The following is a 26,745-nucleotide window of genomic DNA, read 5'->3' on the forward strand; positions in this document are numbered from 1 at the left end:
ATCATTTCCTTTCAGTGGGAAGTGGTGTGTTGATGGAGTCAGTATGGGCACCGGCGCTTGATCGGGGTAGTCACGAAACTTTGCGTTCAGCTTCAACCATTGGTTTAAGCTTCACTCCATGCTTTCCGAACTTCGCAGCTATCTCGATGCCTTTGTCGCGGCCGCCGACGAAGGCAGCTTCTCGGCGGCCGCAAGGCGCCTGGGCCTCACGCCCGCGGCGGTGAGCAAGGGCGTGGGCCAGTTCGAGGCGCGGCTGGGTGTGCGTCTGTTCCAGCGCAGCACGCGGCGTCTGGCGCTGACCACCGATGGCGAGCGCCTCTACGGCCAGGTGCGGCTGCCCTGGACCGAGATCGGCGATGCGCTGACCGAGTTGCGGCAAGGCGCAGGCAAGCCGGCCGGCACCTTGAAGATCGCGCTGGCGCACACCGTGGGCCGCGAGTACTTCGTGCCGATGATGGACGAGTTCGTGCGCCGCTATCCGGACGTGCTGCCCGACCTGTATTTCGACAACCGCCAGGTCGACCTGATCGCCGAAGGCTTCGATGTGGCCATCGGCGGCGGCATCGAGCTGACCGACGGGCTGATCGCACGCCAGCTGGCGCGCATGCGCATCGTGCTGGTGGCCTCGCCGGCCTACCTGAAGGCGCAGCCGGCCCCGGCGCAGCCGCAGGACCTGGCGCGCCACCTCGGGCTGGTGCGCCGCTCGCTGAGCACGGGTCGGCTGGTGCCCTGGGCGATGAAGAACAAGACGGGCCAGGAGGTGGTGGCCAGCGTGCGTCCGGTCATGGTGCTGGACGATCCGGAGGCCATCGCCCGCGCAGCGGCCAGCGGCATGGGCATCGCGATGCTGCCGCTGCCGCACGTGCTGCCGCTGCTGGAGCGCGGAGACCTTGTGCGCGTGCTGCCGCAGTGGTTTGCGGAGGCCCTGCCGCTATCGATCTACTACACCAGCCGCAAGCTGCTGCCGGCGAAGGTTCGGGCCTTCGTGGATCACGTGGTCGAGGAATTCCGCACCCGCGGGCACGCGGCGCGTTTCAAGCAGGGCTGAGCGCGACGAGGGCGGGCTGGCCCGCCGGCATCACCACTCGCGCAGCTTCACCCTCAGCCGGGCGATCGCCTGGCTGTGCAGCTGGCACACGCGCGATTCGGTCACCTTCAGCACGACGGCGATCTCCTTGAGATTCATGTCGTGCTCGTAGTACATGCTCATCACGTACTGCTCGCGCTCGGGCAGGTTCTTGATCGCCTGCACCAGCGCCTCACGCATGCGATGGTCCTGCAGCACCGCCATCGGGTTGTTGGCGTTGTCGGCCACGTGGCGGTCGAGGAAGTCCTCGTCGCCCTCGTCGCCGGACATGTCCTCCAGGTAGATCAGCTGCGTGCCGCGGACCTTGCCGAGCAGGTCCTGGTACTCGTCCAGGCTCATGCCCATCTCGGCGGCGATCTCGCTCTCGCTGGGCGCGCGGCCCAGGCGCTGCTCGACCTTGTGGACGGCACCCTCGATCTCGCGCTGCTGGCGGCGCGTGCCGCGGCTCATCCAGTCACCGCCGCGCAGCTCGTCGAGCATGGCGCCGCGGATGCGCTGGGTGGCGAAGGTTTCGAACTGCACGCCCTGCGCGCTGTCGAAACGGCTCATCGCATCGGTCAGGCCGATCAGTCCGACCTGGATCAGGTCGTCGATCTCGACATTGGCCGGCAGCTTCGCGATCATCTGGTGCGCAAGTCGGCGCACCAGCGGGCTGTACTGCCGGATCATCGAGGAGCTGTCGAGTTGGCCTTTGGCTGTGTACATAGGCGTGGGGCTAACGTAACGATCGGTTCATGTCCGGCTCACAGCAGGGCCGGATTGGAAAGTAATTGTGCGCCGGACGCGCGCGGACCCGAGCTTGGACGCAGCGGCGCGGCATCGCCTTTGGCGGCCAGCAGCGCCGCACCCGGCGGCGCGACCTGCAGCAACTCGCGCGCCATGTGGCGCATCTCGGCGGTGATGGGGGCGCTGACGGGCATTCTCGGATCCATGCAGGCCCAGTCGCGCAGCACCGCACCGAGGAAGCTTTCGCCGCAGGAACTGATCTGCTGGGCGATGCGTTCCGACAGACGCAGCTGCGGCGAACAGGCCATCAGCAGACTGTAGACCATCAGGCCGGCCCGTTGGGCGAGCCACTTCATGCCCGCGTAAGCATGGGTGACGCTCTGCGTGTCGATGTCGGCCAGCAGCACCGGGCGCAGCTCGCGCAGCGCGACGACGCGCGCCAGCTCGGTGTACGGTGCATGCAGCAGGATCACGTCGGCATGGGGCGCGGCATCGGCCACGGCCTCCAGGAACTGCGCGGCCGAACCCTGCGCATTGATGTAGCGCATTGGCAGGCCGCGGGCGGCCAGGTAGGTGACATCGCGCGACAGGCGCTCGACGCAGTTGCCCAGGTCCACCGACGACAGCTCAGCCGGCTTCGGCGAGGTCTCGCCGGCGTCGACGACCAGCGTGTGCAGGCCCAGCTCCGCGAAGGCGGCGCACAGCCCCTCCAGCAGCACTTCGCCGCGCTGCACATAAGGGTTGCTGACGACCGGGATGAAGCGCACGCGCGAGGCCGCGAAAAGCCGGCGCAGCCCGTCCGCCTGATCCTGCGGACGCTGTTGTGCACTCATCGCATCATCGAGAGGTACTGCCGTGTGCATACGAGTGATTGAATCAGAAAGCCGCAGCGGCCATGCCCATGGCCCTGCCTGCATCCGGGGCAGCCGGCGTGCCTGCAAAGATCAGCTTGACGTCCGCACTGTCCATCCGCCAGGCGCCGACGGCTGCGCTGCGCATCGCGCGCTGCACCAGCGCCGGGGCGGTCAGGCGGTGCCAGTCTTCGGGCACGCGCTGGCCGTTGGCGATGGCCAGCACCTTCAGGCGGTGGCGGATCATCGTGTCCAGCGCCGGGGCCAGCTTGACGGCCTCGTCGATCTTGGAGAGCACAACGCCGTGGCACTCGGCCGCGCGCCAGGCGTTGACGACGTCCTCGATCGTCTCGCCCTGCTGCGCCGCGTTGACGACCAGCAGCTTGCGGATGCTGGGGTGCTTCAGCATGTCCAGCAGCTCGGCGCAGCGGGTGTCGCGCTGGGCCATGCCGGCGGTATCGACCAGCACCATCTTCTTGTTCGCCAGCAGGTCCAGCAGGTCTTCCAGCGAAGCGCGGTCATGCGCCGTGTGCACCGGCACGCCGAGGATGCGGCCATAGGCACGCAGCTGCTCGTGGGCGCCGACGCGGTAGGCGTCCAGCGTGATCAGGCCCAGGTTGGACGCGCCGTAGCGGGTGGCGAAGGCGGCGGCGAGCTTGGCCGTCGACGTGGTCTTGCCGACGCCGGTGGAGCCGATCATCGCGAACACGCCGCCCTGCTCTTCCAGCGGCGGGTTCTTCTCGTCGGTGATCAGATTGCGCGACAGCACGATGGAGGCCCAGGCGTTCTCGTCCGGCACCTCGGCCGAATCGAAGGCGGCCGGGCAGCCTTCCACCAGCTTGCGGGTCAGCGCGGGCGAGAAGCCGACTTCCAGCAGCTTCTGGATCAGGCGCGCCTGCACCGGCTGGCGCTGGAGCTTTTCCATGAAGGCCAGCGCGCCGAAGCGCTCCTCGATCAGGCCCTTCATCTGGCGCAACTCGTTCATCATGTCCTGCTGGTCGCGGCGGCCGCGGAACGAGGTTTCCGACGACGGCTCGGGTTCGACGGCAGCGCGCGCGGCGACGGCCTCGCGCATCGTCGTCGGCGCGAGCTGAGGCTGCGCCACGGGCATGCGGATCTCGTCGCGCAGCACCGGGGGCAGCGCGCGGCGCGGCGCGGCCGCGGGCATCGGTTCCGGTCGGGCGGCCGGCGCCGGGCGGCGCGGCTGCATGGCCTGCAGCGCGGCGCTGGCGCGCTGCTTGCGCGCGGTCTGCAGCGAGGCGACGGTGGCGGCATCGGGTGCCGGGGACGGCATCGGCGCCATCGGTTCCATCGTCGGCTCCACATGCTGCGCGGCCGGGGCATTCAGCTCGGCCTGGCGGCGCTTCAGCACGCGGTCGCGCACGTAGTCCTGGAAAGACAGCGTGCTCATCGCCAGGGCCTGGACGTCAGCACCGACGTCCGCCGTGTTCATCGGATCCTGCAGGCCGAAGCTCGGCTCCTGGCGGCCGACGCGTTCGGAAAACGGGGCGCGGCCGCCGGTGGACGGCTGCTGCGGCATCCCGGCCGGCCGGGCCTGCACGCGGCTCGGTGCCCGCGGAGCCACGGACGGGGCGGCCACGCGCGGCGCGCGGCTGGCCATGCTCTCGATCTGGCCCATGCCGCCGGAGGCCATCGCCAGCACCTCGACCCCTTCGGGGCAAGGCTTGTTCGACAGCACGACGGCTTCGTCGCCGAAGGTCTGCTTGACCAGGTTCAGTGCCTCGCGGGAGGTGCGAGCCGTAAAGCGCTTGACGTTCATGCCGTGCTCCCGATGATGGAACCGATGCGGATGGAATGGGTTTCAGGAATCTCGCTGTGGCCCAGCACCTTCAGGCGCGGCGCGGCGCGGCGCAGCAGCCGGGCCATCGGCGCGCGGATCAGGTCCGGCACCAGCAGCGCGGCGGGGATGCCGCGGTCTTCCTGCGACTGGGCAGTCTGCGCGGCGTTGCGGGTCAGCGCATCGGCCACGCCGGGGTCCAGCGCGGCGCCGTGCGGCGAGTTCAGGGCCTGGGTGACCAGGCGTTCGAGTTCGGGTTCCAGCGCGATCACGTCCAGCTCCTTCACCGGACCGTAGATCTGCTGGACGATGGCCGGCGCCAGCTGGATGCGGATGCGGCGGGCCAGTTCGGCCGGGTCCGTCACCGTGGCGGCGTGTTCGGCGATGCATTCGACGATCGAGCGCATGTCGCGGATGTGCACGCCCTCTTCCAGCAGCAGCTGGAGGACTTTTTGCAGTACGGCGATGCCGATCATCTTGGGAATCACGTCTTCGATCAGTTGTGGCGCCTGCTTCGTCAGGTGATCCACGAGCGCCTGGGTTTCCACGCGGCCCAACAACTTCGCCGCGTGCACTTGCATCAAGTGTGAAAGATGCGTGGCGACCACGGTCGAGCAATCAACGACCGTAAAGCCGGCCATTTGAGCCATCTCCTTCTGGCGCTCCTCGATCCAGGTGGCGGGCAGGCCGAAGGCCGGATCGGTGGTCTGCGTACCGATCAACTTCTGCGTGGCGTGGCCTGGATTGATGGCAAGCCACATGCCCGGGAAGGCCTCGGCCTCGCCGATCACCGCGCCGCGCAGCGAGAAGCGGTACTGGCTGGGCCGCAGCTCCAGGTTGTCGCGGATGTGCACGGCCGGCGGCAGGAAACCGACCTCCTGCGCGAACTTGCGCCGCACGCCCTTGATGCGACTCAGCAGGTCGCCCTCACGGTTCTTGTTGACCAGCGTGATAAGCCGGTAGCCGACCTCCAGGCCCAGCACATCCACCGGCACCAGGTCGTTCCAGGTGGCCTCGGCGTTGGCTTCCGGGCCCGCCGTCGGCACTGGCGGCAGCTTGGCCTTGGCGGCCGCGGCCTGCTGCTTGGTGCGCAGCCACCAGGCCAGCCAGCCCATGCCCCCGGCGATCAGCAGGAAGACGATGTGCGGCATGCCCGGGATGACGCCCAGCGCGCCGATCACGCCGGCGGTGATCGCCAGCGACTTGGCCGAGCCGAAGACCTGCGTGCCGATCTGGCTGCCGACGTCCTTGTCCGTGCCGACGCGCGACACCACCATCGCCGCCGCCACCGAGATCAGCAGCGCCGGCACCTGGGCCACCAGCGCATCGCCCACGGCCAGCAGGATGTACGAATCCGCCGCTTGCGAGGCCGACAGGCCGTGCTGCGCCACGCCGATGATGAAGCCGCCGACGATGTTGATCACCAGGATCAGCATGCCGGCCACCGCGTCGCCACGGACGAACTTGCTGGCACCGTCCATCGAGCCGAAGAAATCCGCCTCGTCGCCCAGCTCGGCGCGGCGGCGCTTGGCCTCGGCCTCGTTGATCAGGCCGGCGTTCAGGTCGGCGTCCACCGCCATCTGCTTGCCGGGCATCGCATCCAGCGTGAAGCGCGCACCGACCTCGGCGATCCGCTCCGCGCCCTTGGTGACGACGATGAAGTTGATGACCACCAGGATCGCGAACACGATCAGGCCGACCGCGAAGTTGCCGCCGATCAGGAAGTGGCCGAAGGACTCGATCACGCGGCCCGCCGCGCCGGAGCCCGTGTGGCCCTCCAGCAGCACCACGCGGGTGGAGGCCACGTTCAGCGACAGGCGCATCAGCGTCGTCAGCAGCAGCACGGTCGGGAAGGCGGCGAAGTCCAGCGGCCGGACCATGTGCGCGGCCACCATCATCACCATCACCGCCATCGCGATGTTGAAGGTGAACAACAGGTCCAGCGCGAAGGGCGGCAGCGGCAGCACCATCATCGACAGCACCAGCAGCACGGCCACCGGCGCGCCGAGGGCGGAGATGACGCCGGCGCGCGGGCCCAGCAGCGTCTGGAGGCGGGCGATCACGGGATTCATTGTTCGTCACCCTCTTGTTGCAGGCCGTCCAGGAAGTCTTCTTCGGCCTCGGCTGCGGCGAAGCCCGGCTTGTTGTGCGGATCCAGCTCCGGCGGGATGTGCGGCTGCGGCACCGCCTGCGGCGCCTGGCCGCGGCCGGACATCGCGGCGCGCAGCTGGTAGACGTAGGCCAGCACCTGCGCCACGGCACCGAACAGCGCCGCGGGGATTTCGCGGTCCACCTCGGCATGCGCGTACAGCGCGCGGGCGAGGATGGGCGACTGCAGCACCGGCACCTTCGATTCCTTTGCCAGATCGCGGATGCGCATGGCCAGCAGGTCGGCGCCCTTGGCGACGACCTTGGGCGCGGCCATCTTGCCTTCCTCGTACCTCAGCGCCACCGCATAGTGGGTCGGGTTCATCACGACCAGGTCGGCACTGGGCACGGCGGCCAGCATGCGACGCTTGGCCAGCTCGCGCATCTTGGCGCGGATGCGCTGCTTGATCTGCTGGTTGCCTTCCAGCTCCTTCAGTTCCTGCTTGGCTTCCTCGCGGGTCATGCGCAGGCGGCGCAGGTGCAAGGTGCGCTGCAGCGGCACGTCCACCGCGGCGAAGGCCGCCAGCGCGATGCCCAGCAGCGCCAGGCCGCCGATCAGTTGCTGGCAGGCATAGGCCAGCGCCGCCGGCAGCGGCACCGACATGATGCCCACGTAGGCCGCTATCCGGTCCTTCAGCACCAGCGCGCCGACGATGCCCAGCACGAGCGCCAAGGCCACCGCCTTGAGCGCCTGGCCCAGGCCCTGGCCGCTGACCAGGTTGCCCAGGCCGGTGAGCGGGTTCAGCCGGTCGAAGCGCGGCATCAGCGGCTTCATCGTCCAGTTCCAGCCGCCCGAGGCGACCGCGCCGGCGATGCCGGCGGCGAACAGCAGCCCGCAGACGGGCAGCATCAGCATCAGGAAGGTGCCGGTCAGCTGGCTCAGGCGCTCACCCATCAGGCCGGTGTGCGAGACCGTGTAGGCGTCGAAGCGCAGCGCCTGCGACAGCATCTTCTGCAGCGCATCGGCCAGCCAGGCGCCGCCCACGGCCAGCGCCGCACCGCCACCCACCATCATCGCGAAATGCTGGAGGTCGCGGGAGCGCGGCACCTGGCCCTCAGCCCGAGATCGCTGGATCTTCTTGGCTGAGGCCGGTAAGTTTCTGTCCTGTGCGGAGTCGGCCATTTGCTGCTAACGGTCAAGTTCGGCGGGTACGGAGACCCGTCCGAGCATTGTTCCGGGCAGCGGGGAAATCTTTAGCCGGATGAGGAGGCGAAAAGCCGGCGAATTCGCCGGCTATGGCTACGGAGCGCTGGCGGGTTTGGCCGCGGCGGCGGTTTCGATCTCCTGGCGCAGCGGGTCGCCCGGGGACAGGACGAGGCTGCCGAGAGGCTGGTCGCCGCGCAGCAGCTCGATATGCAGCAGCCCCGGCGAAGCCGGCGCGCGTGCGAGCGCGCGCGCCGCGCTGTTGGCCTGGCGCTCATCGGCCAGTTGCGTGCGCAACTGGCCCGTCTCGGCCTGGGCCAGCAGTCGGTTCAGCCGGCCGGCGGCTTCGCTGGACAGTTGCTCGCGGCGCAGCAGCACCGGGCCGTCGGCGGTGGCGATACGCACCACAGTCCAGGCGGCATCTGCCGCCACGGCAGGGGCCGCCGGGGCGGCGGCTGCGGCCGGCGGCGGAGCCGTCGCCTCGGCCACGATGGCCGGCGGGGGCGGTGCGGCTGCCACCACGACTGGCTTCTTCGCCTGCACAGCCGCCTTTCGGCTCGGGGGCGGCGATGCATCGGCGACGACGACCGGCGGGGAGACAACGGCCTCGGCAACCTTGGCCGATTCCACCGGCGCGGGGGCCGTGGCGACCTGCGGCGCGGCCTCCTCGAGGCTGGGCTTCGTCAGGAACATCTGCCGCCCGCCGATCAGCACCACGGCCAGTGCGCCCACCGCCGCCAGCGAGCCCAGCCAGCGCCACACCCTCGGCGCGCGCTGTACCGCAGGCTGCGCCGCCGCGGCGGCCGTCAGCCGCGCCTTGTGCAGGATCGCCTCGCGCACGGCCTCCGCCGGCCGCGCGTCGACGTCCGGTGCACTGTCCAGCGCCTTCTTCAGGCGGGCGTCGCGCCATTCCTCTTGACTCATGCGCCCGCCTCCATTTCCACCAGGTAGCGCCGCATGCAGCGGCGCAGCTTCTGCAGCGCATAGCGCAGCCGGCTCTTGGCCGTCTCGAAAGCCAGGCCCAGGCGCTGCGCCAGGCCTTCGACCGTGTCCTCGTCCTCGTAGTGGAGCAAGAAGGCGGCCCGCTGCTCGTGCGGCAGCTCGTCCAGGCACTGCAGCATCTGCCGGCCGGCGGCGCGCCAGAAGGCTTCGTCCTCGGCGGACGGGTGGCTGCGGCCGATCTGGGCCTGCAGCCAGTCGAGCGTGTCGCCGCTGTCCTCGTCGTCACTGCCCCCGTCCACGCTCAGTTCCCGGCCGCCGACGCGCAGCCGATCCATCGCCGCGTTGTGGGCGATCGTGAAGGCCCAGGCGCGCCAGCGCAGTTCGCCCGCGCCGGCCACGAAGCTGTCCCGCGCCGCGATCACGCGCAGCCAGGTTTCCTGGAACACCTCGTCCACCTGCGCCGCCATCGCGCCGCCCAGCAGCCGGCGCAGGAAGCGGTACAGCGGCGCCTCATGGCGGGCATACAGTCGCTCGAAGGCGGCAGCATCGCCGCGGGTGAAGGCCAGCATCAGCTCGTCGTCGTTCATCTCGTCGGTGAGAGGCATCGGTGCATTGTCACCAGGATGGATACGGCCAGCGGGATCAAACGGGGTCGAAAACTTTTTAACCCCATCGCCGCGGACCGGCCGTAGAGCCCATGTCATTCACTCGAAACGGATTCCGCCATGACTGCCGCCCTGCCGCTCAACCGCCGCGCCATCGCCGCCCTGCTCTGCCTGCCGCTGGTCCTGCCCGCCCGGGCCACGGTGCTCTGGCCCGAACCGCAGCCGCAGACTCCGGCCACACCGTCGCGACCGCAGTTCCGGGCACCGAGCGCGGCGAGCTGCGACCGGCCGGTGACCGAGCGCATCGTTCCCGCACCCGGCTATCGGGGGCAGGACGAGCCGCGTCCGCGCCGGGTGAGGCCGGACGGAGGTGAGGAAGGTCGACTGACGCCGCTGGCCGACACCGCAAAGAGCGCCCGAGCCGAGGCTGCGGCACCGCTGAGTTCCTTCGCGACCGCCCCATCCCCGGTCCCCGCCACCGAGCCCGCTCCGGTACAGCCGCGTCTGCCGCTGGATCGCAAGATTCGCCAGATCGCCGATGAGCCCGCGGTCACCGCCGGCGTCGTCGACGACAACGCGGATTTCTCGGAGTACCTCGCCTTCCGCGAGCGCCACGCCCAGTTGCCGCACCGTGAGCGCGACGTGCGCGAACGCTATCTGCTGGAAGTGAAGGATGCCGCCGGCCGCGGCGTGCCGGACGCCGAGGTGGCCGTGCGCTCCGCTGCCGGCGCCGCCATGTGGGCCCGCACCGACACCGCCGGCCATGCCTGGCTGCATCCCGATGCCTTCGACCCGGCCCATGCGGAGCGCTACAGCGTGACGGCCCGCCGCCAGGGCCGCGAGGCGACGACCACGCTGGAGCGCGGCCAGAAGAGTGCCGTCGAGCTGCGGCTGGACGTGACGCCGCAGCGCTCGCCGGCGCGGCTGGACCTGGTCTTCCTCGTCGACGCCACCGGCTCGATGGGCGACGAGATCGACAAGCTGCGCCGCAGCATGCAGGCGATGGTGCGCGAGATCGCCGCGCTGCCGAGCCGCCCGGACCTGTGCCTGGGCCTGGTCGCCTACCGCGACCGCGGCGACGAATTTCTGATCAAGGCCAACGACCTGAGCCGCGACCTGCCCGGCTTCCAGCGCGCGCTGGACCGGCTGCAGGCCAACGGCGGCGGCGACTACCCCGAGGCGATGAACGAGGCGCTGGCCGACACCGTGGACAACATCAGCTGGCGCGGCGACGGCGCGACGCGCCTGGTCGTGCTGCTGGCCGATGCGCCGCCGCACCTGGACTACGGCGGCACGCAGTACGACCAGAGCATGATGTCGGCGCTGGGCAAGGGCATCAAGCTGTTCAGCGTCGGCGCCAGCGGCCTGGACCGCCAGGGCGAGTACATACAGCGCCAGATCGCCCAGTACACCGGCGGCCGCTTCGTCTTCCTGACCTATGCCGACGCGCACAACCCCTCAAGCGGCCCGGGACGCGAGACGGTGCACGAGGTGCAGAACTACTCGGTGGAGACGCTGGACAAGCTGGTCGTGCGGCTGGTGTCGCAGGAATTGGCGGCCCTCGGGAAATAATCAGAAACACGGTCTCTAGAATCCCGCGCAAACAACCACGCGGGGAGCTGGCGCATGCATTGGATCGGTCTGATCGTCGGCCTCGTGGCGGCCGGCTTGCTGGGCGCGGCCTTCGGGGGCTTCGGGCACGCGCTGGTGCTGGGCGTCATCGCCGGGGTGGTGATGCACCAGCGGCAGCGCCTGGAGCTGATGAGCAAGGAGCTGGCGGCGCTGAAGCAGCGGCTGGCGCAGCCGGTGGCGGCAGTGCCGGTCGCGGCGGTCGAGCCCGTGCCGATCGCCGCTTTCGAGCCGCCCGTGCCGGTGCCCGAGCCGCCTCCGTTCGAGGCGCCGAGGGACGATCGGGACGATCAGCCGGACACCATCCCGCTGCCCTTGCATGAGCCTGCGCCGGCCCCGGCGCAGCCCCGCCCCCGGCCGGAGACGGGCTTCGACGAGCGAGCCATCGCCGTCACCAGCTCGCTGGGCGCCTCGCTGCAGGCCTGGTTCCGCGGCGGCAACACGATCGTGCGGGTGGCGGTGCTGATCCTGTTCATCGGCGTGGCCTTCCTGCTGCGCTATGCGGCGGAGCACACCCGCGTGCCGCTGGAGCTGCGCCTGGCCGGCGTGGCACTGGCCGGGGCGGCGCTGACCGCGCTGGGCCTGCGCCTGACGCCAGCGCGCCGCGGCTACGGCCTGAGCCTGCAGGGCGCGGGCCTGGGCATCGTCTACCTGACCCTGTTCGCGGCCTACCGGCTCTACGAGTTGCTGCCCGGCGGCCTGGCCTTCGCGCTGCTGGCCGCGATGGCGGCGATCACCACCGTGCTGGCGCTGCGCCAGGACGCGCTGCCGCTGGCGGCGCTGGGCTTCGGCGGCGCCTTCCTCGCGCCGGTGCTCGCCTCCACCGGCCAGGGCAGCCATGTCGGCCTGTTCAGCTACTACCTGCTGCTGAACGTGGCGATCGCGCTGATCGCCCGCCACAAGGCCTGGAAGCTGCTCAACCTCGAAGGCTTCCTGTTCACCTTCGGCATCGGCGCCGCCTGGGGCTTCAAGGCCTACACGCCGGAGCTGTTCTGGAGCACCGAGGCCTTCCTGCTCGCCCACTTCGCGCTGTACCTGTTCATCACCGTGCAGTACACGCAGCGTCTGGTGCAGGCTGCCTCCGCGAGCGGGCACCGGCTGCCGCTGGTCGACGGCAGCCTGCTGTTCGGCACGCCGATCGTGGCCTTCGGCCTGCAGGCGGCGATGCTGCACAACGATCCGCTGGAGCTGGCGCTCAGCGCGGCCGGGCTGTCCGGCATCTATCTGCTGCTGGGCCAGTGGCTGTGGAAGCGCGCGGGCCGGCAGATGCTGCTGCTCGTGGAGGGCATGGTGGCGCTGGGGCTGGTGTTCTTCGCGCTGGTGACGCCGCTGGCGCTGGACGCACGCTGGACCAGCGCCGCCTGGGGCCTGCAGGGCCTGGGCGTGCTGTGGATCGCGTTGCGGCAGCGGCGCTGGTGGGCGGTGGCCATGGGCCTGCTGCTGCAGGTGGGCGCGACGGCGAGTTTCTGGCTCGTCAGCGACCGCTTCGCGCCAGGCCTGGCCGGCACACGCCTGTTCTTCAACAGCGGCTTCCTCGCCGCCGCGCTGCTTGCCGCCACGGCGCTGGCCAGCGCCCGGCTGCTGCTGGCAGCCGCCAGCCGCGAAGGCACGCCGCGCCTGCTGGCCCTGCCGCTGGTGGAGGCGCTGATGCTGGGCCTGGGCCTGCTGCAACTGTGGTGGGGCTGCGTGCTCGAACTGGACGCCTGGAATCAGGAGCGGCTGGACGACACCACCCGGCTGTGCCTCTTGCACCTGCTGCTCGCGCTGGGCTGCCTGGCGGCCCGCCGCCCGCTGGGCTGGCCGACGCTGCGCTGGCCCGCGCGGGTGTTCACCTGGAGCGCGCTGGCGATGTCCGCCGCCGTGGTGCTGGACGATGCGGGCTGGCACCGCTTCGCGCACGGCCTGGGCCTCATCGAGGCGCTCGCGCTGATCGGCCTGGGCCGCTGGATGCTGCGCCAGGTGCAGGAGAGCGACCCGCCCGCCGTGCGCGCGATCGACCGTCTGCTGCCGGCCTGGTACGCGATGCTGCAGGGCGGCGTGTTCCTCTACACGCTGGGCGCCCATTTCGTCGCCCGCCACGAGGGCTGGACGCCAGCCGCCGCCATCGTGCTGCCGACACTGCTGGCGCTGGCGATCCTGCAACGCAGCGTCGGCCATCTGGCGCTGTACCGGCGCTGGCTGCTGCAGCCCTGGCTGGTCCTGCTGATGCTGTGGGTGCTGCTCGCCAACGCCTGGTGCGACGCCGGCATGGCGCCGCTGCCCTACCTGCCGCTGCTGAACCCGCTGGACCTCGCTCACGGCCTGGTGCTGCTCTACGCGCTGAAGCTGGGCGTGCCGCGGCCGCTGCGCCTGCCGGCGGCCGCGCTGGCTTTCTGGTGGCTCAACGGCCTGCTGGTGCGCACCCTGCACCACTGGAGCGGCACGCCGATGTGGCTGGACGGCGCGCTCGAGGCGCCGCTGGTCCAGACCGGCCTGAGCGTGCTGTGGACCGCCAGCGCGCTGGTGACCATGCTCTACGCCACCCGCCGGGCCGCGCCGGAGCTGGCGCGCCGGCTCTGGTTGGCCGGTGCGGTGTTGCTCGGCGTGGTGGTGCTGAAGCTGTTCCTGGTGGACCTGTCCAAACTGGGCAGCCTGACGCGCATCGTGTCCTTCCTCGGCGTGGGCGGGCTGATGCTGGTGATCGGCTACGTGGCGCCCATCCCACCGGCCGCACCGAACGCACCGGGCGGTGCAGAGGAGAAGAACGCGTGAAGGCCCATCTGCTGCTGAGCCTAGCGCTCGCACTCGCCCTGCCCGGCCATGTCGCCGCCGCTGCGGACGATCTCCACGCCTATGCCGCCGCAGCGCCGCTCATGCTGGCACCCGGTGGCGAGGGCCTGCAAAGCCTCGAACTGCCCTGGCCGGTGCTGCAGGCTTCGCGTAGCGCCGGCCTCGCCGACATCCGGCTGTTCGACGCCCAGGGTCAGGTCTTGCCGATGGCCTGGGCCCCGCCGCCGGCGGTGGCCGACAGCAGCCGCAACCAGACGGTGTCGCGCTTCGCCTGGCCCGCTCCATCAGTGTCGGCGGCGTCATCGCCCTCGGCACTGCAGCTGAAACTGGGCCGCGACGGCGCCGTGCTCAGCGTGATCGACGGCGCCAAGCCGGGAGCGGCGCCCACCACCGACGGCGCCGAACGCTGGCTGCTCGACCTCAGCGCGCTGCAACTGGCCGAGGGCGAGCGGATCGACAGCATCGAGCTCGACTGGCCGCGCCAGCCGCAGGGCCTCAGCACGACCGTCAGCGTCGAGGCCAGCACCGACGGCCGGGATTGGCAGTACGCCACCACCTCGCAGTTGCTGGAACTGAGCGCCGCCGATGCACCCGGCCTGCGCACGATCGCCTGGCCCGGCAGCACCGGCCCGGCGCCGCGCTACCTGCGCCTGAGCTTCGGCACGCCGCTGAAGCTGGAAGCCAGCCGCGTGCAGATCCGGCGCGCCGGCGCGGGCCCGGCGCTGCAGTCGCTCGCCGCACGCTTTGCGCCGGATGGCAGCGCGGCGGCCTGGCAGCTCGACCTGCAGGGGCCGCTCGCGCCACGCCGGCTGGCGCTGCGCCTGCCCGAGCGCAACAGCGTGCTGAACCTGCGCCTGGAGCAGCGCGAGCGCGATGGCGAGGCCTGGCGGCCGGTCGCCACCTTCGTCGCCTGGCGCCTGCAGCACGACGGCCGCGACAGCGAATCGGCGGCGCTGCAACTACCGCCGCAGACCACACCGGCACGCTGGTGGCGGCTGGTGCCGATCGACGGCATGCCGGCGCGCGCGCCGCTGGACGTGACGCTGCAGTGGGAGGCGCCGGTGCTGGTGTTCGTCGCGCGCGGCGACGCCCTGCAACTGGCCGTCGGCCGCGAGCGCGCGCCGGCCGCGGTGCTGCCGCTGCAAAGCCTCATTCCCGCCTACCGCAGCGGCGCCGAGCAGGCGCTGCCGCGCGCTACGCTGGGCGCCCTGGCCCCGCGGCCCGAGCCGGACTGGCGCCAGCGCCTGAGCGACGCCGGTCCGGAAGCGCACCGGCGCTGGCTGTTGTGGGGTGTGTTGGTCGCGGCCGTGGCCGGCCTCGGCGTGCTGAGCTGGCGACTGCTGCGGCAGATCAAGCCGCTGCCGCCGGCCTGAAGCAGAGTGCTACTTGCTCGGGTGAACCCAGTTCTCCAATTCGAGCGCAGGCACGCGCTCGAATTCCGCCATGTTGTTCGTCACCAGCACCAAGCCCTCGCTGCGTGCGTGACCTGCGATGTGCAGATCATTCACCCCGATGGGTTGACCAAGCTTTTCCAGGCTGGCGCGAATGGCACCATAGTGCTGGGCAGCCTTGGCGCCGTAAGGCAAGACGACCAAGCGGCTGCAAAAGTCTTCGACAGCCGCCAGGTTCTCGCTCACGCGGCTGCTTTTCTCCGCACCGTGCATCAGTTCAGCCAGGGTGATGGCAGAGATGGCCATGCGACTGGCGTGAGCGTTGAAGGTCGCCAGCACCTCAACAGGGCGGCGTTTCAACACGTAGATGACGATATTGGTGTCGAGCAAATAGCGCAGCATCAGAGCGCTTCCCGCTCCGACTGGTGTTGAGCCGCGCGCTCAGGGAGAAAGTCGTCGCTGACACCGGGACCACCGAGAAAGAAGCTGTCCCAGGTCTGGCCTAGCGGGGCGAGGATGCGCTCGTTGCCTCTGACGCGGATTTCGACCTTGTGGACACCCTCGGGCAGGCGAACATCCAAGGGGAGGCGTACCGCCTGGGTACGGTTGTTGACGAACACAGTTCCGATGGACATGCCAAGCTCCTTGCGACAAACGTATATGGCGATTGTATATCCCACCATAAGCGCGTTATGTTTGTCATGGTCAAGGCGCTGATAAAACAAAACCCGCCGAAGCGGGTCTTTCATTCAATCTTGCGCGGGAGGCCTCAGAAGCCGAGGCTCGCCAGCAGATCGTCAACCTCGCCCTGGTTGGACACCACGTCGGTGCGGCCTTCCGGATTGACGACCGGGCCTTGCAGCACGCTCGGGTCGACCTTTTCGCGCTGCTCCGGCGGCACGACGGACACCAGCAGCTTGACGAGGCTGTCTTCCAGGTCGTTGGCCAGGGTCACGACCTTGGCGACCACCTGGCCGGTCAGGTCGTGGAAGTCCTGGGCCATCATGATGTCGGTCAGGTGCTGGTCGATCGAGGAGGTGGACTTCTCCACGTCCTTGACGAAGTTGAACACCGCGCCGCTGGCCACCGCCTTGACCGGGTCGGCCATGATGGCCTTGGCCATCTCGTTGGTGGCGGCGGAGATTCGCGAGTGCTCGGCCTTGGCCTGGTCGACCGAGTTCAGCACCTTGTTGGCGGCATCGGCGGTCTTGTTGGCGATGTAGGTCAGGCGGCTGCGCGCATCGGGCAGGCCGTCGGTGGCCGTCTGCAGCTTGGGCATCACGCCGAGCTGCTGCATCGTGTCGTGCAGCACGCGGGTGATGGAACCCAGTTGCTGGAACACCTCGGGCGAGACCATCAGTGGCTCGCTGGCCGCCCCCAACTGGACGAAAGCTTGTTCGGCTTGCATGGTGCGTTCCTTCTCAGGCCGCAGCCGCGAGCTTCTGCATGATCTTCTGGACCTTTTCTTCCAGCGTGGCCTTGGTGAAGGGCTTGACGATGTAGCCCGCCGCACCGGTTTGCGCGGCCAGCACGATGTCTTCCTTGCGCGCCTCGGCCGTCACCATCAGCACCGGCAGGTGCTTCAGCGCGGCGTCTTCCTTGATCGCCTTCAGCAGTTCGAAGCCGGTCATGTTGGGCATGTTGATGTCGCTGACGACGAAATCGAACTTGCCGGCCTTGAGCATCGCCAGCGCCTCGACGCCGTCTTCCGCTTCTTCGCAATTCACGTAGCCGATTTCTTTCAGCAGGCCCCGCACGATACGGCGCATCGTCGAGAAATCGTCGACGACCAGGAATTTCATGTCTGTGCTCATGGCTTCTTGCTTTCTCTTCGAGGGCTAACTCTCAAACTCAGCGTTATTGTGACGCAGCCTGGGCGGGTTTCGCAGCCTGCTCAGACTCGGCGTTAGTGGAATCATCCTCATCCGGCGAATAATTCTTCAGCACCGCGTCTTCCGCGTCGCGGTTCATCACGATGATGCTGATGCGCCGGTTGATCGGGGAATTGGGATCCTTGCCGTCCAGCAGCTTGCTCGCCGCCAGGCCCTGCACGCGCAGCATGCGCGGCTCCGGCAGCCCGCCGGCGATCAGTTCGCGGCGCGAGGCATTGGCCCGGTCGGCCGAAAGCTCCCAGTTCGTGTAGCCCTGGCCGTTGCCCGGGAAGGGCTGCGCGTCGGTGTGGCCTTCCAGCGTGAGGCGGTTGGGCACCTCGCGCAGCACGTCACCCAGTTCGCGAAGCAGGTCGCGCATATAAGGCTTCACGACGGCGCTGCCGCTGTCGAACATCGGCCGGCCCTGCTCGTCGACGATCTGGATGCGCAGGCCTTCCTTGGTCATGTCCAGGCGGATCTGGCCACCCAGCGAGGCCAGCCGCGGATTGTTCGCCAGCACGTCCTCGACCTTCTTCTTCAGCTCTTCCAGGCGCGTGCGTTCGGCGCGGCGCTGCTCTTCCTTCAGCGCGCGCAGATTGATCGTGCGGCGCTTGGCCTCCACGTCGCCCGCCTTGACCTGGCCTGTGGTGCGCGACAGGTCCGTGCCGCCGCCCTTGACCAGGCTGGACGAATCACCCGAGCCCGAGCCGCCGGACATCGCCACCTTCAGCGGGCTGGAGAAGTAGTCGGCGATGCCCTTGCGGTCGCCCTCGGTGGTGGAACCCAGCAGCCACATCAAGAGGAAGAAGGCCATCATCGCGGTCACGAAGTCCGCGTAGGCGATCTTCCACGCGCCGCCGTGGGCGGCATGGCCGCCCTTCTTGACGCGCTTGATGATGATCGGTTGGAGTTTTTTGCTATCGCCAGCCATGACTGCCTACCTCAACGGCACCTTACTTCTTCTTGACGTGGCTCTCAAGCTCGGAGAACGTCGGCCGGTCGCCTGAATAGAGCACCTTGCGGCCGAATTCGATCGCCACCTGCGGCGCATAGCCCTGCATGCTGGCCAGCAGCGTGGTCTTGATGCACTGGAATTCCTTGCCGCCGTCCTCGACCTTCTGCTCCAGCAGGCCGGCCAGCGGCTCGGCGAAGGCATAGGCCAGCAGAATCCCCAGGAAGGTACCGACCAGCGCCGAGCCGATCATGCCGCCCAGCACCGCCGGCGGCTGGCCCACCGAGCCCATCGTGTTCACCACGCCCAGCACGGCGGCCACAATGCCGAAGGCCGGCAGGCCGCCGGCCAGGCGCTGCAGCGCGGCCACGGCCGCGTGCTCCTCGGCATGGTGGGTGTCGATCTCGCTGTCCATCAGCGACTCGATCTCGTGCGCGTTCAGGTTGCCGGAGACCATCATGCGCAGGTAGTCGGTGATGAATTCGGTGACGTGGTGGTCGTTGCCGACCGTCGGGTACTTCTGGAACAGCGGCGAGGCGTGCGGATCCTCGACGTCCTTTTCGATCGACATCAGGCCTTCCTTGCGAGCCTTCTGCAGGATGTCGTAGAGCAGCGCCAGCAGTTCCATGTAGCGGGCCTTGCTGAACTTGCTGCCCTTGAAGCACTGGCCCAGGCCCGCGGCAGTTCTCTTGATCACCTTCATCTGGTTGTTCGCCAGGAAGGCGCCGATGGCCGCGCCGAAGATGGTGATCATCTCGAACGGCAGCGCATGGAGGATGACCTCCATATTGCCGCCGTGCGCGATGAACACGCCGAAGACGCAGCCCAGGCAGATGAGCCAGCCGATGATGACGAACATATTGCTTGTATTTTCTTTACAGGTGTTTCAGCCCATATCGGCCGAAACTGATACTGCTTGAGCGGCCGGCCGGTAGACCCAGACACTGTGCCCGCCGGGAAGTTGCCATGATGCCGCGGGTATTTGACCCTCGATCTCGAAATCGAGGCTCACCAGCCAACTGTCTTTTTCGCGCATTTCCGCACGAGCCTTGGCCCAGACTCGCGGCATCGACTCCGGCCGCTGGAAAACATAGACCATCTGGTAGCGCCCCCAGTCCAGCGCCCACATGTCGCCGCGCAGCACCTCGGCCCAGGGCCGGCAGCGCCAGCGCGCCAGCGGGGCCAGCAGCCGGCTCCACTCAATGCCCACCAGTTGGGCGAGCTGCGGATAGACGCGGTGGAGCTCCACCAGCCCGTCGCCAAGGCCACAACCGGCATCCAGCACGCGGGCATCCGCCGCCAGCGGCGCAATGGCCGGCAGTTCGGCCAAGGCCTGGGCCGGCGTGGGGAACAGTGGTGCATCGCCCCAGGTACGGCGCGGATAGGCGAAGGCCAGCAGCACCAGCGGCAGCAGCCACAGCCATGCCGGCAGGCCGCCAGCGGCCAGCAGAGACAGCGGGAAGCCGAGGGCGACGATCAGCCGCCGCCAGCGCGCCGCGTGGAACAGCGCCAGGCCCGCGCCGGCCGCTGCCGCGAACAGCAGCGCCACCAGCGGCGCGGCGCCCATGGCACGCAGCCCGGCGAAAAGCGCCCAGGCGAAGGCCCAGCTGAGCAGCGCCGGCAGCGGCCACCACAGCAGCAAGCGCAAGATCACCGTGCGGGCTCCGCCGGCCAGGGATGCCCGGCGCGCAGAGCCTGCGCTTCGTCGGTGCGGCCGGTGCCTTCCAGCACCAGGGCCAGGTTGTGCGCCGCCAGCCAGGAGCCGCGGCCGGCCACGGCACCGGGCTGGTCGGGCCTCTCGCCCAGTGCCAGGCATTGCCCCCAGGCCTGCTCGATCATCGGCAGCAACTCGGCCGCCTGGGCCTGCGCGTCGGCCGCCAGATCCAGCAGCAGGTCGCCGATGGCGAAGAAGAAATCAGGCGAATCACCGCAGCGCGCCATCTGCGCATCGGCGAAGTCCATTGCGTCGGCATGGCGCTTCAGCTGCTTCAGCGCGAACAGACGGCGCACAACCAGGTCCGGCCACCAGGATTCGCTGCCCGCCGTCAGCGCCGCGGCCTGCGCGAAGCCCTGTTCCGCCGCCTCGTGCTCGTCATAGACGGCGCAGTCCTTACCCCACTGGTACCAGAGGTAAGCATCGCGCGGCGCTGCCTCCAGCGCCTGCGCAAGCAGCCGGCGATTGCGGCCATGCTTGTCGGCCAGCCGCGCCGCCTCGTAGCCATCATGGCCGACGACCAGCGGCAAGCGGCGCACCGGCAGCGCATGCCGCGGCTGCTCGTGGACGACGCCTTCGTAGCGGACATGACCCGGCAGCACGCGGCTGAGCCAGGCGCTGACTTCGCGCGCCTGGCCGGCATCGTCGAAGCGGTCACGCAACTGCAGCGCACCGACGAAGTCCGGGTTCTGCGAACGCAGGCTGTTCAACACAGCGCCGCCATCGATCAACCATTCGTCGGCGTCCAGCACCAGATGCCAGTCAGCCCCGGCCAGTTCCAGCGCATGGTTGCGCGCGGCCGAGAAGTCGTCGCACCAGCGGAACGACTCCACCCGAGCGCCGCAGGCAGCCGCCAGCGCCGGCGTGGCATCGGTCGAGCCGGTGTCCAGCACCAGCATGCGGTCCACCCAGGGCCGGACGCTGTTCAGCAGCCGCTCGATGCGCGGCGCCTCGTCGCGCGCAATGACGACGAGGGCGACCGTGAACGACGGGGATGGCAGTGACATGCCGGGCATTGTGCCCAGCGCGCGTTGCGGTAAAGGGCAAAAAAGCCCATGCTTATCCTTCCATGGCCTCAGGCGGCTCGGCCCTACAGTCGCGGCGAAACCATCCTGCCTAACTCAATGATTCCACGCACACTGCACGTGATCTGGGTCGGAGACGAATCGAAGCGTCCCGACAACTGCATCGCGACCTGGCGCCGGCACAACCCCGACTGGGAACTGCGAGTCTGGGGCAACGAAGAGCTGGGCAGCTACGGCTGGGTCAACGCCGAGCACATGCGCGCCATGGCCGGCCGCGAGCTCAACGGCGTGGCGGACCTGATGCGCTGGGAGATCCTCTACAACGAGGGCGGCTTCGTCGTCGACGCCGACAGCATCTGCCGCCGGCCGCTGGAGCCCTGGCTGTTCGAAGGCGAGGCGATGGCCTGCTGGGAGAACGAGCTGAAGCGCCCCGGCCTGATCGCCGCCGGCTACGTCGCCTCGAAGCCGCAGAACCCCTTCTTCGGCCAGATGATCCTGGACCTGCAGAAGACCCCGCGCGTGGACGACCGCATGGCCTGGCAGAGCGTCGGCCCGCTGTTCCTCACCGAATGCCACCGCACCCACCGCTACACCGGCCTGACGATCTGGCCCAGCCATTTCTTCATCCCGCGCCACTTCAGCGGCCTCACCTACGACGGCGGCGGCCTCGTCTTCGCCGACCAGGAATGGGGCAGTACGCTGGGCAAGTACGACCACCTGCACGAGAAGAAGATCGCATGAAGCCCGTCCAAGAGAAGGTCTCGCCGCTGGAGCATGCGCACGCGCCCTATTTCGTGCAGAAGGTGGCCGTCGGCGAGGAGCTGATGGGCCGCTCGCGCATGGACGTGTTCGGGCCGCTGTGCGAGGGCAAACGTGTGCTGCATGTCGGCTGCGTGGACTGGCCGATCACCGACCTGAAGAACTCGCTGCACCTGCAGCTCGAGCCGCTGTGCGCCCAGCTGGACGGCTTCGACATCAACACCGAGGCCTTCACGCAGATGCAGCCGCACCTGAAGGGCCGGCTCTTCTCGCGCTGGAAGGACGTCACCGAGGCCTACGACCTGGTGCTGGTGCCCGAGGTACTTGAACACGTGCCGGATGTGCAGGGCTTCCTGCAGAGCCTGAACACCGTCGATGCCGCCAGTTATGTGCTGACCGTACCGGACGCCTGGAGCTGCTGGCGCCAGCATTTCGACTACAGCAGCGGTGCGCAGACCTTCGTCGAGGTCGTCCACCCGGACCACAACTGCTGGTACACGCCCTACACGCTGACCAACGTGCTGAAGAAGTACACGCCCTGGACCATCGAGGGCATGTGGTTCTTCAACCGTATGTCGCTGCTGGTGGCCGCCCACAAGGAAGCGCCCGCGGAGGAACAGGCGGACGAGGCCGCACAGTGACGCTCGGCGACCTCCTCGCCGCTGCACGAGAAGAGCTAGGCCGCCAGCGCTATGCCGAGGCCGTTGCCCTGCTCGCGCCCTACGCCGCCTCACCTGCCATTCAGTCCAACGTGCTGCAGCGCTACTACGGCGAGGCCCTGTGCCGCGCCGGCCGGCCGCACGAGGGCATCGAAGCGCTGATGAAGGCGCTGGCGCTGAAGGTGGACGACTCCGACGCGCACCTTCAACTGGGCTTCGCTCTGCAGACGCTGCAGATGCCGGCCGAGGCTGCGGAGTGCTTCCGCACCGTGGCCGCGTTGCGGCCCGACAGCGTGATGGCGCAGGCCTACCTGGCGATCGGCGACCAGAAATGCGCGAACTGGCAGCACTTCGACGCCAACCTCGCCGCGCTGCTGGCCGCCGTCCGCGCCAAGCCGGATGGTGCCGCGGACGAGTTCTGCGTGCCCTTCGCGCTCGTCGGCCTGCCGCACGAGCCGGCAGACCTGCTGAAGGCGGCGCAGGTCAGCAGCCGGTTCCTCGCGCGCGGCTGCCAGCCGCTGCCGCGCGTCGCGGCGCGGCCGAAGGAACGACTGCGCATCGGCTACCTGTCCGGCGACTTCCACGCCCATGCCACCGCGGCACTGCTGGTCGAAGTGCTGGAATCGCGCGACCGCGAGCGCTTCGAGGTGCTGCTGTTCTCGCACGGCGTGGACGACGGCTCCGCGCTCGGCCGGCGGGTGCGCCAGGCCTGCGAGAGGTTCATCGACGTCTCGGACCAGGACCTCGCCGGCATCGCCCGCCGCGTGCGTGCCGAGGGCGTGGACATCCTGGTCGACCTGAAGGGCCACACCGCCGACAGCCACATGGCCGCCCTCGCCTTCCGCCCGGCGCCGGTACAGGTCGCATGGCTGGGCTTCCCGGGCACTTGCGGGGCCGACTACGTGGACTACATCGTCGGCGACCCGGTCGTCACGCCGCTGGAGGACGCGACCGCCTACAGCGAACGGATCGCCCAGTTGCCCGGCTGCTACCAGCCGAGCGACGCACAGCGCCTGCAGACCCGGATGCCTGGGCGCGCCGAACTCGGCCTGCCCGAGGACGCCTTCGTGCTGCTGAGCGCCAACCAGGTCTACAAGATCACGCCAACCGTGTTCGACGCCTGGATGGAGATCCTGCGGCGCGCGCCAAACGCGGTGCTGTGGCAGCTCAGCGGCGGCGAGCCGGCGGACACGCAGCTGAAGGCCCAGACACAGCGCCGCGGCATTGCGCCCGAGCGCATCGTCATCGCGCCGAAGGTGGACATGGACGCCCATTGGCGGCGCCTGGCCGCCGCCGACCTGGCACTGGACACCTGGCCCTGCAACGGCCACACGACCACCCGCGACGTGCTGGGCGCCGGCGTGCCGGTGCTGACATTGAAGTGCGACGGGTTCCCCGGCCGGGTGGCGGCCAGCATCCTGCAGGCCGCAGGGCTGCAGGAATGGGTCACCGAGGACGTGGACGCCTACGTCGAGCGGGCCGTCGAGGCTTGCCAGCAGCCGCCGGCTCGCATTGACGCCGAGCGCAGCTACGACTCCACCCGCTTCGCCCGCGAACTGGAAGCGCTCTATCTCAGGATGTGGGAACGGGCAGCGGCCGGCCTCCCGCCGGCAGCGCTGCCCGCTCAAGTAACTGCTTAGCCGATCGGTTTCGGCTATCGGTCAGTGCATCTGGATCGCGCCAGCCGCCTTGCCCTTGCCGGCACGGGCCGGCGGGTTGCACAGGCCGCAGACGTAGTGGCGCGAAATCTCGTGCGGATGGGTGACGAAATGACCACCGCACTTGGAGCACTTGGTCATCGTCAGCATGCCGTTGTCCACGAACTTCACCAGGCGCCAGGCGCGGGTGACCGAGAGCAGGTCCTCGAGGTTCTGCGCCTTGGTCTGCTCCTGGTAGAGCTGGTAGGCCTTGATGACGGTGTCGATCTCGTCCATCTCGGCCACCTTGTTCAGGTACTCGTGGATGTTCAGGAACAGCGAGGCGTGGATGTTCGGCTGCCAGGTCATGAACCAGTCGGTCGAGAACGGGAGCTGGCCCTTGCTCGGCGACTTGCCGGACACTTCTTTGTAAAGCCGCAACAGGCGCTCATAGGAGAGGTCCGTCTCCGACTCCAGCACCTGCAGCCGGGCGCCCAGATTGATCAGGGTGACGGCGCGCTCGATCTGGCGGGCTTCGGTGAGGATGCTCTTTTGGCGCATGGTGGTCGGCTCCGGTTGAATAACGTACTACTTGATCGGATTCAGGCGGCTTCGGCGTGGCGGCCGGCCATCAGGATGCTGGCGTGCAGGCGGCTGACGCTGTCGTTCGCGCTGGTCTTGCCGTGGCTGGTCAGCAGGCTCCACACCAGGTCGTCGTCCATGCGGAAGCGGCACAGCAAGGTGTTGCCCGAGGCGATCTTCATCATCTGGGCGGGGCTCAGCATGCCGATCAGCGCGGCGGTTTCTTCCGAAATGCCCAGGCGGTAGAGCGCCTGTTCGCGGTCGGCCCGGATGAGGCTCTGCGCCAGCATCAGGTAGGACAGGTTGGCTTCGCGGATTTCAGCAAGGATCTGGTCTGCGTCCATGGTTTCAACTCCTCCGGTGAACTTCGACTTCGGTTTCGTATCGAACTGGAGCGAATTGTGAAGTTCGAAATTGTCCGGAAACATCAGGCCAGTTCCGTCGCTTGAGTCCCGCTTCTTCCGAAGCGTCTGTCAGATAACTTCCTACCTCGACGTCATCCGATCCCCAAAAGAGAAGGCCCCTGCAGTCTGACTGCAGGGGCCTAACGCGTTATGTCAGCGTCGGTTTCAGCGCCGAATGCTGGCGCGTCGGATCACTCCGTGGCCACTTTCTGGAGCAGCCGATCCAGTTCCACCTGGACCAGCGGTGCCAGATCCGGCGCTTCGGCCAGCAGGCTCTCACGCGGGCCGCCGCGGGTCAGGCGCGTCAGCACTTCGATGGCCGGCATCAGTTGGCCCTGGGCCGACAGGGCGAAGCCCAGCGTGTACAGGCTCGGGCCGTGGTGGGAGATCAGTTGCAGGGCGCGCTGCGCGTAGCCGATGGCGCGGTCGTACTGGCCGGCGGCCAGCAGCAGCGTCGCCATATCGGCCAGCAGATCGTGGCTCATCGGCTCTTGGTCCAGTGCGTCCTGCAGCAACGCCAGGCCGCGGCCCAGGCGACCGCCGGCGGCTTCAGCGTAGGCGGCATTGCGGGCGCGATGCAGCAGCAATTCGGCGTCCGTCGGCTCCAGCGAAGCCACGGGCGGCCGCGCTGGGGAGGACTTGTCGCCGCTGCTCGCGCGGCGACCCGAGGTGAAGGATGAATTGAACGGTTGCGACGTCGGCATGGTGCTTCTCCTGGTCAGCGCGGGCGCATATCGGCCACAGCGCCGCAAACTTTAGGACTCCGTGTCACAAGCCATTCGAGAGAAAAGCACGCCCTTGCCCCTGCATCTCGACCTCAAGCCGGCACCCATTCCAGCCGATAGCGTCCTCAAGCCCGGATTTGATCGGCGGAAGTGACAAAGTTGGCAGGCTCTTATCAAACGATCGAGAGTCTTGACAAAAAACCTCAAGTTCCTGCTGAGCGCGTCCGATACCCAAAACAACGCGACCGAATTTCCAGTCACGTGGTCCGGTTAGAAGGCCTTGAAACGGTTGACTAGCGTCGGACGTCCAGCACGGGTGCAGCACCCGGCACCCGAGTCAACGTCGTCGGCGCTACCGCCGGTACTTTTTTAGAGCTGAAAGGAAGGGCAACATGGCCTCGATCATCAACACCAACCTGCTGTCGCTGAACGCACAGACCAACACCTCGATGTCGCAAGCGTCGCTGGCCAAGTCGATCCAGCGCTTGTCTTCCGGCCTGCGCGTCAACACCGCAGCCGACGACGCCGCCGGCCTGTCGATCTCCACCCGCATGGACGCCCAGGTGCGCGGCATGACCGTGGCGATCCGCAACTCCAACGACGGCATCTCGCTGGCCCAGACCGCCGACGGCGCCCTGTCCAAGGTCAGCGACTCGCTGCAGCGCATGCGTGAACTGGCGGTGCAGGCCCGCAACGCCACCAACACCAGCGCCGACAAGGGCTCGCTGGACAACGAATTCGGCCAACTGGCCCAGGAAATCCAGCGTGTGCTGGGCGGCACGACCTTCAATGGTGAGGCGATCATCGGCTCCGATGCGGGCACTCAGACCTTCCAGGTCGGCGCCAACACCACGTCGAACGACAGCATCGACATCGCGACGACCGACCTGACGCAGGACGGCGATATCACCGCCGTGGCCGGTACGGACAACACCGGTACAGGCCGCGCGACGATCGACGGTACGCAGACCTTCGCCCAGATCGGCACGGTGATCGACAACATCGATACCGCGATCAACACGATCAACACGCAACGCGGCACGATGGGTGCGGCCCAGAACCGCTTCGACTCGGTGGTGGCGAACCTGAACATCTCGGTCGAGAACCAGTCGGCTGCCAAGAGCCGGATCACCGATGCGGACTTCGCTGCGGAAACCGCCAACCTGAGCCGCGCGCAGATCCTGCAGCAGGCCGGCACGGCGATGATCGCCCAGGCCAACCAGTTGCCGCAGCAAGTGCTGACGCTTCTTCGATGACTCCGGCGGGGCCGCCGCAACGGCGGCTCCACTGACGGCCCAGGCGCCGTAACCCAGCATCGACAGTCACG

26 protein-coding genes are annotated in these 26,745 nt (G+C 68.6%); 8 read left to right on the top strand and 18 right to left on the bottom strand.

Annotation, left to right across the window (positions count from 1 at the left end):
• Positions 1-118 precede the first annotated feature (118 nt).
• Positions 119-1,048 (top strand): LysR family transcriptional regulator, encoded by a 930-nt coding sequence (locus tag SNE35_RS28005; RefSeq protein WP_320426348.1) that lies wholly within the window; start codon positions 119-121, stop codon positions 1,046-1,048.
• 30 nt (positions 1,049-1,078) lie between these two features.
• Here the strand turns inward: SNE35_RS28005 and SNE35_RS28010 are convergent, their stop codons facing one another.
• The 7 genes from SNE35_RS28010 to SNE35_RS28040 all read right to left on the bottom strand — a co-directional run bounded on the left by SNE35_RS28010 (position 1,079) and on the right by SNE35_RS28040 (position 9,301).
• Complete coding sequence (locus SNE35_RS28010; protein WP_320426349.1) at positions 1,079-1,792, bottom strand: RNA polymerase sigma factor FliA; 714 nt, start codon at positions 1,790-1,792, stop codon at positions 1,079-1,081.
• A 38-nt stretch (positions 1,793-1,830) separates the two neighbouring features.
• The gene (locus SNE35_RS28015) at positions 1,831-2,646 is read right to left on the bottom strand and encodes a MinD/ParA family ATP-binding protein (protein ID WP_320426350.1); all 816 of its coding nucleotides are present in this window, start codon (positions 2,644-2,646) and stop codon (positions 1,831-1,833) included.
• Positions 2,647-2,689: 43 nt separating this feature from the next.
• Positions 2,690-4,444, bottom strand: coding sequence for a flagellar biosynthesis GTPase FlhF (gene flhF, locus SNE35_RS28020; protein ID WP_320426351.1), 1,755 nt, complete (start codon positions 4,442-4,444; stop codon positions 2,690-2,692).
• Entirely contained in the window at positions 4,441-6,534 is a 2,094-nt protein-coding gene (flhA, locus tag SNE35_RS28025) for a flagellar biosynthesis protein FlhA (RefSeq protein WP_320426352.1), read from the bottom strand. The genes flhF and flhA overlap by 4 nt, the downstream gene beginning before the upstream one ends.
• Positions 6,531-7,733, bottom strand: coding sequence for a flagellar biosynthesis protein FlhB (gene flhB / locus SNE35_RS28030; protein ID WP_320426353.1), 1,203 nt, complete (start codon positions 7,731-7,733; stop codon positions 6,531-6,533). The genes flhA and flhB overlap by 4 nt, the downstream gene beginning before the upstream one ends.
• Before the next feature lie 117 nt (positions 7,734-7,850).
• Complete coding sequence (locus tag SNE35_RS28035; RefSeq protein ID WP_320426354.1) at positions 7,851-8,678, bottom strand: hypothetical protein; 828 nt, start codon at positions 8,676-8,678, stop codon at positions 7,851-7,853.
• The gene (locus SNE35_RS28040) at positions 8,675-9,301 is read right to left on the bottom strand and encodes a sigma-70 family RNA polymerase sigma factor (RefSeq protein ID WP_320426355.1); all 627 of its coding nucleotides are present in this window, start codon (positions 9,299-9,301) and stop codon (positions 8,675-8,677) included. The genes SNE35_RS28035 and SNE35_RS28040 overlap by 4 nt, the downstream gene beginning before the upstream one ends.
• 120 nt (positions 9,302-9,421) lie before the next feature.
• Here SNE35_RS28040 and SNE35_RS28045 point away from each other — a divergent pair, with 120 nt between their 5' ends.
• The 3 genes from SNE35_RS28045 to SNE35_RS28055 are packed head-to-tail and all read left to right on the top strand — an operon-like array spanning position 9,422 to position 15,072.
• Positions 9,422-10,873 (top strand): vWA domain-containing protein, encoded by a 1,452-nt coding sequence (locus SNE35_RS28045; protein WP_320426356.1) that lies wholly within the window; start codon positions 9,422-9,424, stop codon positions 10,871-10,873.
• A gap of 54 nt (positions 10,874-10,927) precedes the next feature.
• Positions 10,928-13,681: a DUF2339 domain-containing protein gene (locus SNE35_RS28050; protein WP_320426357.1), complete on the top strand. Its 2,754-nt coding sequence runs from the start codon at positions 10,928-10,930 to the stop codon at positions 13,679-13,681.
• Positions 13,678-15,072 (top strand): DUF3999 family protein, encoded by a 1,395-nt coding sequence (locus tag SNE35_RS28055; protein ID WP_320426358.1) that lies wholly within the window; start codon positions 13,678-13,680, stop codon positions 15,070-15,072. Before SNE35_RS28050 ends, SNE35_RS28055 begins: the two co-directional genes overlap by 4 nt.
• 9 nt (positions 15,073-15,081) lie before the next feature.
• On the opposite strand, the gene vapC is transcribed toward SNE35_RS28055, so the two are convergent.
• The 8 genes from vapC to SNE35_RS28095 all read right to left on the bottom strand — a co-directional run bounded on the left by vapC (position 15,082) and on the right by SNE35_RS28095 (position 20,634).
• Positions 15,082-15,492, bottom strand: a complete 411-nt coding sequence (gene vapC / locus SNE35_RS28060; protein ID WP_320426359.1) for a type II toxin-antitoxin system tRNA(fMet)-specific endonuclease VapC — start codon at positions 15,490-15,492, stop codon at positions 15,082-15,084.
• On the bottom strand, positions 15,492-15,725 hold the full coding sequence (gene vapB, locus SNE35_RS28065) for a type II toxin-antitoxin system VapB family antitoxin (RefSeq protein ID WP_320426360.1): 234 nt from the start codon (positions 15,723-15,725) through the stop codon (positions 15,492-15,494). Before vapB ends, vapC begins: the two co-directional genes overlap by 1 nt.
• Positions 15,726-15,859: 134 nt before the next feature.
• A complete protein-coding gene (locus SNE35_RS28070; RefSeq protein ID WP_320426361.1) occupies positions 15,860-16,498 on the bottom strand; it encodes a protein phosphatase CheZ in 639 nt (212 codons plus the stop codon).
• Positions 16,499-16,511: 13 nt separating this feature from the next.
• Entirely contained in the window at positions 16,512-16,904 is a 393-nt protein-coding gene (gene cheY, locus SNE35_RS28075) for a chemotaxis response regulator CheY (protein WP_320426362.1), read from the bottom strand.
• A 43-nt stretch (positions 16,905-16,947) separates the two neighbouring features.
• Positions 16,948-17,892: a flagellar motor protein MotB gene (gene motB, locus SNE35_RS28080; RefSeq protein WP_320426363.1), complete on the bottom strand. Its 945-nt coding sequence runs from the start codon at positions 17,890-17,892 to the stop codon at positions 16,948-16,950.
• 22 nt (positions 17,893-17,914) lie between these two features.
• Positions 17,915-18,772: a flagellar motor stator protein MotA gene (gene motA / locus SNE35_RS28085; protein WP_320426364.1), complete on the bottom strand. Its 858-nt coding sequence runs from the start codon at positions 18,770-18,772 to the stop codon at positions 17,915-17,917.
• Positions 18,773-18,799: 27 nt separating this feature from the next.
• Positions 18,800-19,564: a class I SAM-dependent methyltransferase gene (locus SNE35_RS28090; protein WP_431312802.1), complete on the bottom strand. Its 765-nt coding sequence runs from the start codon at positions 19,562-19,564 to the stop codon at positions 18,800-18,802.
• A complete protein-coding gene (locus SNE35_RS28095) occupies positions 19,564-20,634 on the bottom strand; it encodes a glycosyltransferase family 2 protein (protein WP_320426366.1) in 1,071 nt (356 codons plus the stop codon). The genes SNE35_RS28090 and SNE35_RS28095 overlap by 1 nt, the downstream gene beginning before the upstream one ends.
• A gap of 117 nt (positions 20,635-20,751) precedes the next feature.
• On the opposite strand from SNE35_RS28095, the gene SNE35_RS28100 reads away from it, so the two are divergent.
• Genes SNE35_RS28100 through SNE35_RS28110 form a run of 3 tightly spaced genes read left to right on the top strand, consistent with a single transcriptional unit; the run spans position 20,752 to position 23,710 of the window.
• The gene (locus tag SNE35_RS28100; protein WP_320426367.1) at positions 20,752-21,393 is read left to right on the top strand and encodes a glycosyltransferase family 32 protein; all 642 of its coding nucleotides are present in this window, start codon (positions 20,752-20,754) and stop codon (positions 21,391-21,393) included.
• On the top strand, positions 21,390-22,052 hold the full coding sequence (locus SNE35_RS28105; protein ID WP_320426368.1) for a class I SAM-dependent methyltransferase: 663 nt from the start codon (positions 21,390-21,392) through the stop codon (positions 22,050-22,052). Before SNE35_RS28100 ends, SNE35_RS28105 begins: the two co-directional genes overlap by 4 nt.
• Positions 22,049-23,710 (top strand): O-linked N-acetylglucosamine transferase, SPINDLY family protein, encoded by a 1,662-nt coding sequence (locus SNE35_RS28110; RefSeq protein ID WP_320426369.1) that lies wholly within the window; start codon positions 22,049-22,051, stop codon positions 23,708-23,710. The genes SNE35_RS28105 and SNE35_RS28110 overlap by 4 nt, the downstream gene beginning before the upstream one ends.
• A 21-nt stretch (positions 23,711-23,731) precedes the next feature.
• On the opposite strand, the gene flhC is transcribed toward SNE35_RS28110, so the two are convergent.
• From flhC to SNE35_RS28125, 3 genes are all read right to left on the bottom strand, one after another.
• Positions 23,732-24,268 (bottom strand): flagellar transcriptional regulator FlhC, encoded by a 537-nt coding sequence (flhC, locus tag SNE35_RS28115; RefSeq protein ID WP_320426370.1) that lies wholly within the window; start codon positions 24,266-24,268, stop codon positions 23,732-23,734.
• Positions 24,269-24,309: 41 nt separating this feature from the next.
• Positions 24,310-24,633, bottom strand: a complete 324-nt coding sequence (flhD, locus tag SNE35_RS28120; RefSeq protein ID WP_320426371.1) for a flagellar transcriptional regulator FlhD — start codon at positions 24,631-24,633, stop codon at positions 24,310-24,312.
• Between the two features lie 251 nt (positions 24,634-24,884).
• Positions 24,885-25,397, bottom strand: a complete 513-nt coding sequence (locus SNE35_RS28125; RefSeq protein WP_320426372.1) for a tetratricopeptide repeat protein — start codon at positions 25,395-25,397, stop codon at positions 24,885-24,887.
• Between the two features lie 413 nt (positions 25,398-25,810).
• Here SNE35_RS28125 and SNE35_RS28130 point away from each other — a divergent pair, with 413 nt between their 5' ends.
• On the top strand, positions 25,811-26,674 hold the full coding sequence (locus SNE35_RS28130) for a flagellin N-terminal helical domain-containing protein (protein WP_320426373.1): 864 nt from the start codon (positions 25,811-25,813) through the stop codon (positions 26,672-26,674).
• Positions 26,675-26,745: the final 71 nt, after the last annotated feature.

This window comes from Roseateles agri, from assembly GCF_034043675.1.
Lineage (GTDB): Bacteria > Pseudomonadota > Gammaproteobacteria > Burkholderiales > Burkholderiaceae_C > KK5.

Bases quoted from the DNA above. Each gene is read 5' to 3' on its own strand.
- SNE35_RS28015 (WP_320426350.1), bottom strand. From the start codon at position 2,646: ATGAGTGCACAACAGCGTCCGCAGGATCAGGCGGACGGGCTGCGCCGG.
- flhD (WP_320426371.1), bottom strand. From the start codon at position 24,633: ATGGACGCAGACCAGATCCTTGCTGAAATCCGCGAAGCCAACCTGTCC.
- SNE35_RS28005 (WP_320426348.1), top strand. From the start codon at position 119: ATGCTTTCCGAACTTCGCAGCTATCTCGATGCCTTTGTCGCGGCCGCC.
- vapB (WP_320426360.1), bottom strand. From the start codon at position 15,725: ATGTCCATCGGAACTGTGTTCGTCAACAACCGTACCCAGGCGGTACGC.
- flhC (WP_320426370.1), bottom strand. From the start codon at position 24,268: ATGCGCCAAAAGAGCATCCTCACCGAAGCCCGCCAGATCGAGCGCGCC.
- SNE35_RS28100 (WP_320426367.1), top strand. From the start codon at position 20,752: ATGATTCCACGCACACTGCACGTGATCTGGGTCGGAGACGAATCGAAG.
- SNE35_RS28035 (WP_320426354.1), bottom strand. From the start codon at position 8,678: ATGAGTCAAGAGGAATGGCGCGACGCCCGCCTGAAGAAGGCGCTGGAC.
- SNE35_RS28125 (WP_320426372.1), bottom strand. From the start codon at position 25,397: ATGCCGACGTCGCAACCGTTCAATTCATCCTTCACCTCGGGTCGCCGC.
- SNE35_RS28040 (WP_320426355.1), bottom strand. From the start codon at position 9,301: ATGCCTCTCACCGACGAGATGAACGACGACGAGCTGATGCTGGCCTTC.
- SNE35_RS28105 (WP_320426368.1), top strand. From the start codon at position 21,390: ATGAAGCCCGTCCAAGAGAAGGTCTCGCCGCTGGAGCATGCGCACGCG.
- flhA (WP_320426352.1), bottom strand. From the start codon at position 6,534: ATGAATCCCGTGATCGCCCGCCTCCAGACGCTGCTGGGCCCGCGCGCC.
- SNE35_RS28070 (WP_320426361.1), bottom strand. From the start codon at position 16,498: ATGCAAGCCGAACAAGCTTTCGTCCAGTTGGGGGCGGCCAGCGAGCCA.
- vapC (WP_320426359.1), bottom strand. From the start codon at position 15,492: ATGCTGCGCTATTTGCTCGACACCAATATCGTCATCTACGTGTTGAAA.
- motA (WP_320426364.1), bottom strand. From the start codon at position 18,772: ATGTTCGTCATCATCGGCTGGCTCATCTGCCTGGGCTGCGTCTTCGGC.
- SNE35_RS28010 (WP_320426349.1), bottom strand. From the start codon at position 1,792: ATGTACACAGCCAAAGGCCAACTCGACAGCTCCTCGATGATCCGGCAG.
- SNE35_RS28050 (WP_320426357.1), top strand. From the start codon at position 10,928: ATGCATTGGATCGGTCTGATCGTCGGCCTCGTGGCGGCCGGCTTGCTG.
- flhF (WP_320426351.1), bottom strand. From the start codon at position 4,444: ATGAACGTCAAGCGCTTTACGGCTCGCACCTCCCGCGAGGCACTGAAC.
- SNE35_RS28095 (WP_320426366.1), bottom strand. From the start codon at position 20,634: ATGTCACTGCCATCCCCGTCGTTCACGGTCGCCCTCGTCGTCATTGCG.
- SNE35_RS28130 (WP_320426373.1), top strand. From the start codon at position 25,811: ATGGCCTCGATCATCAACACCAACCTGCTGTCGCTGAACGCACAGACC.
- SNE35_RS28045 (WP_320426356.1), top strand. From the start codon at position 9,422: ATGACTGCCGCCCTGCCGCTCAACCGCCGCGCCATCGCCGCCCTGCTC.
- motB (WP_320426363.1), bottom strand. From the start codon at position 17,892: ATGGCTGGCGATAGCAAAAAACTCCAACCGATCATCATCAAGCGCGTC.
- flhB (WP_320426353.1), bottom strand. From the start codon at position 7,733: ATGGCCGACTCCGCACAGGACAGAAACTTACCGGCCTCAGCCAAGAAG.
- cheY (WP_320426362.1), bottom strand. From the start codon at position 16,904: ATGAGCACAGACATGAAATTCCTGGTCGTCGACGATTTCTCGACGATG.